This window comes from Kitasatospora sp. NPDC002227 (assembly GCF_040296285.1).
Lineage (GTDB): Bacteria > Actinomycetota > Actinomycetes > Streptomycetales > Streptomycetaceae > Kitasatospora.
The window spans coordinates 1-3546 of sequence record NZ_JBEOWY010000118.1 but is presented as its reverse complement, the minus strand read 5'-3'; the positions used below and the strand labels follow the sequence as shown (position 1 = coordinate 3546).

Annotated in this window: 4 protein-coding genes and 1 pseudogene; 1 reads left to right on the top strand and 4 read right to left on the bottom strand. The window is 69.4% G+C overall.

All coding sequences use genetic code 11. The features are described from left to right. Positions 1 to 102: 102 nt before the first annotated feature. From ABT095_RS38700 to ABT095_RS38685, 4 genes and pseudogenes are all read right to left on the bottom strand, one after another. Positions 103 to 633, bottom strand: a complete 531-nt coding sequence (locus ABT095_RS38700; RefSeq protein WP_350534328.1) for a hypothetical protein — start codon at positions 631 to 633, stop codon at positions 103 to 105. A gap of 30 nt (positions 634 to 663) precedes the next feature. Next, positions 664 to 882 carry a hypothetical protein gene (locus ABT095_RS38695; protein WP_350534327.1) on the bottom strand — a complete coding sequence of 73 codons (219 nt, stop codon included), beginning with the start codon at positions 880 to 882 and terminating at the stop codon, positions 664 to 666. A gap of 11 nt (positions 883 to 893) precedes the next feature. After that, positions 894 to 1684, bottom strand: a pseudogene (locus ABT095_RS38690) (serine hydrolase domain-containing protein). A gap of 67 nt (positions 1685 to 1751) precedes the next feature. Further along, positions 1752 to 2063, bottom strand: a complete 312-nt coding sequence (locus tag ABT095_RS38685) for a carboxyvinyltransferase (RefSeq protein ID WP_350534326.1) — start codon at positions 2061 to 2063, stop codon at positions 1752 to 1754. 51 nt (positions 2064 to 2114) lie between these two features. Between ABT095_RS38685 and ABT095_RS38680 the strand changes: the two genes are divergently transcribed. Continuing rightward, the gene (locus tag ABT095_RS38680) at positions 2115 to 2729 is read left to right on the top strand and encodes a hypothetical protein (RefSeq protein WP_350534325.1); all 615 of its coding nucleotides are present in this window, start codon (positions 2115 to 2117) and stop codon (positions 2727 to 2729) included. Positions 2730 to 3546: the final 817 nt, after the last annotated feature.

Below are 3546 nucleotides of genomic sequence, written 5' to 3'. Positions count from 1 at the left end.
CAGGGGGGACCCTGTGGGAGAGTAGGACGCCGCCGAACAATTTTTCAGAGAAGCCCCGACCGGGAAACCGGTCGGGGCTTTTCGCATTTCCGGAGCGGGCTCTCACGGGACTCCTTGTGCCCGAGTGCCGACCAACGTCGGCTCGGGCCGGAGCTTGATCCCGGTTGCGATCTCGACCTGGGTCGAGAGTTCGGTGAGGGCCTGGGAGAAGCCCGTTGCGGTCGCTCCGTCGTGGGCGGTGAGGAGTCCACGGCGGTGACGGTTGGTTAGGACGGCGGTGGCAACCTCGGCCACGGGCGGTCGGGCGCCGATACGGACGCCGAGTTCGTCGGCGAGCGGCCGGTGAGTGATCGGCGCGGCTGGTGACCGGGTGAGGTGGAACGTCGCGGTAAGAAGAATCCAGCGGCCGGGGTCGTTCTTGAAGCGGCTGTCGCGGTGGCGGAGGCGGCATGCCTGGGCGGGCAGGGTACGCAGGCGGCCCAGGGCCCAGTCCCAGGCCGTGAGGTGGTCGAGGGCGTCGGGTATGCCGGCCAGGCACTCGATTCCGGCGAGGCGTTCGGCTGCGGCCCACTGGACGAGGTCGGCCAGCGGCTGGCCGGCCTGGACAGTCGCGGCCACCGTGCTGTCGTCCACCTGCTTCAGGGGGATGCCCCGGGGTGTTCATCACGCGACGGTGCCCACGTGGCCGGTGTCGGAGGCGATGACGTTGCTGCCGTGGCCGTGGCCGTGGCCGTGGCCGTGGGTGAGGGGCGGGTCCTCCTGTCGGTCGCCGATCGTACGGACCAGTTCGAACCAGTCCTCGGGGTTGGCGACGAGCAGGACCTCGCTGGTCGGGCCACCGAGCCGCAGGGTGCTGAGGGACGCGAGCGTGGTGCTGGGCACGGGGCCCCTTCCTAGGGTTCGTCGGTGATCGCCTCCAGGGCGAGGGCCCGCAGCGGGGCGAGGCGGGTGCGGTTGTCCTGGTGGTGGTAGACGGCGTTGGCGCAGATGGCCAGGTAGCGGCCGCTGGCCGGGGCGAGGTAGAGGCTGCTGCCGGTGAAGCCGTGGTGGTAGGCGACCTGGCCCTGGTCGGCGAGGATCCAGGCCAGGCCCCGGTCGAGGCCCGGCTCGATCTCGGCCTGCGGCTGCATGCTGGCGGCGAGCCAGCGGCCCAGGGGCCCGCCGGTGGCGTGCGAGGTCAGCAGGTAGGTGGCGAAGGCGGCGAGGTCGGCCGGGGTGGTGAAAACCCCGGCGTGGCCGGCGACTCCGCCGAGCAGGGCGGCGTTGTCGTCGTGCGGCATCCCCCACAGCCGGGGCCCGCCGGTCAGCCGCTGCTCGGTCGGGGCGACCTGAGCGGAGCGGGGCACCGGTCCGTAGGTCGTGCTGGTCATGCCGAGGTGCTGCCAGAGTCCGGTTGCCAGCTCGTCCAGGCGTTGGCAGCGGTAGTGGGCCAGAGCGAGGCCGAGGAGGATGAAGCCGCGGTTGATGTAGCGGTGACCGGCTCCGGGGTCGGCGATCAGCGGCTCTGCGCAGATCAGTTCTGCCAGCGGCTCGGTGCGGTGCCGGTACTGGTCGAGGCGGGTGTCGCCCGCAGGCCGGAGCTGTGGGCCAGGACCTGGCGAACCGTCACCCCGCCGCCGGGCGCTTCGGTCGGGATGTCGGCCAGCAGGTCGCGGATCGGGGTGTCCAGGGTGAAGCCGTCCATGAGAGAGGTGCCGACCAGCGGCCAGGTGGCGAGCACCTTGGTCAGCTAGGCCACGTCGTACACGGTGTCAGGTCCGGGCCGAGCGTCGCCGCACTCGGGGGCGACGACTGGTGATCACCGGGCCCGTCGCGTTGACGGTCGCGCCGAACGCTGCCAAGGCTGGCAGGTGGGTGTCGAGCTGGATGTAGATCCGCTCCTCGACGCGGGAGGTACCCCCGGCCTGGGTGGGGAACGCGGTCAGCTGATACTGCACGTCGGTCGGGAACCCTGGGTGCGGGCCGGTGGCCATCTGCACCGGCCGAGGCCCGGCCGGGGCGCTGACGCCCGTGCCGCCGTCCAGCGGGTCGAGCTGGATCCCGGCATCGGCGAACACCGACACCAGCCCGTCCGGGAATGCGGCGGGCAGGAAGCCGTCAAGGTGGATGGTGCCTTGTCGGTCTCCATGCGGCAGTTCGAGCGCTGGTACGGCTGCGCGGTGACGACCCGTCCCTACCCGGATCAGTGCCGAGTGCTGGAGGCCATGTTCGGTGTCAGCGTCGTGCAGCTCCTCGAGCCTGCACCGGCCGCTTCGCTGCCTACGCCCACAACCGCCTCGTTCGTCGTCCCGCCGCTACTGCCGGCCCCTGTCCTGCTCTCCTCCGAACAGGCAGCGGTACCGCCTGCTGGTGGCCCCTCCAACAGCGAGACCCGCTTCGACGCGGGCACCACGGAATTGGAGAGGCAAGTCGCGATGGCGGCTCGTCGTGCACTTCGGTTCACTGCAATGGCGGAGGGCAGCTGCATCGGCCCGGAGACTCTGGGACAGATCCACGATGAGGTACGGCGGCTGACCGCCGCCTACCCGAAGCTGGCGCTGCCGACCCTGCACGGTGACCTGGTCGAGGTCCAGGACCTCACCTTCCGGCTGCTTGAGCATGGCCGGGTCAAGCCCCTGCAGGCCCGCGAGCAGTACCTGCTCGCCGGATTGACCGAGGGCGGTCGCATCCGCGGGCTGGAGTCCAGTGAGGGAGTCGAGCTCGGCGGTGGACGTGGGCCGGGAAGGTGACCACCGCTGCCCTGACTGGCCGTGTCGCACATGGTGATACCCGGCATCGCTGATTTCGCTCGCGCTGGCGTGCCTGACCCGTCCACGTACTGGCAGCCAGCAGTGGACCCAGGTGCTGTGGCGTTCTTCCAGCCCTTCATGGAGGGGAGTGCGCGCTTGGCACTGATGACGCCGGCCTATGTCCCGGGACTCGTCGGAGCATGGCTTGGCCAAGTGGCTCCCTTGCTGACCCCTTGGCGCGCGGACGAGCCAGCCGGCTGCTGGTGGCGATCGGAGACCAGTTCGTGGAGTCATCGGCCTGGTCGTCGGCGGTCAGGTGGCGCACGGTGAAGCCGCACGAGTCCACTGCTCTGTGGCGCGGCAGCTCCGACAGCCACCGCGACCGAGTGGTGCAGCTGGGCGGTCGGTCGGAGCCGTTTGCCTCAAAGCCAGATAGCGCGTATCGTTCACTAGTCGCTCGGCAGGGAGCACTGGACACGCTTCGGCGCGGACAGTCCCGGGGCGGCCAATCCCTTGAAACACCACAACTCTCCTGGCGGAGTCGCGTCTCTGTGCGGCTTGGCCTGAATTGTCGTGTGCGTTTATCGGATTGGGGTCGGATTCGCTTTTCGGAGCGGGGATCGGCTAAGGTTTGAGACGTCGGACGGGCCGTCAGGTCGCAGACCGGCAGGGAAAACCGAGTGGAAAGCGAAGCGGAAATCATCTGCTAAGCTGGAAGCACGAAGAACGAAGCCCGGAGGGTTGGTCGGAAGGCCGCTCGAAGGAAGCATCCGTTCCTTGAGAACTCAACAGCGTGCCAAAAGTCAACGCCAGATAT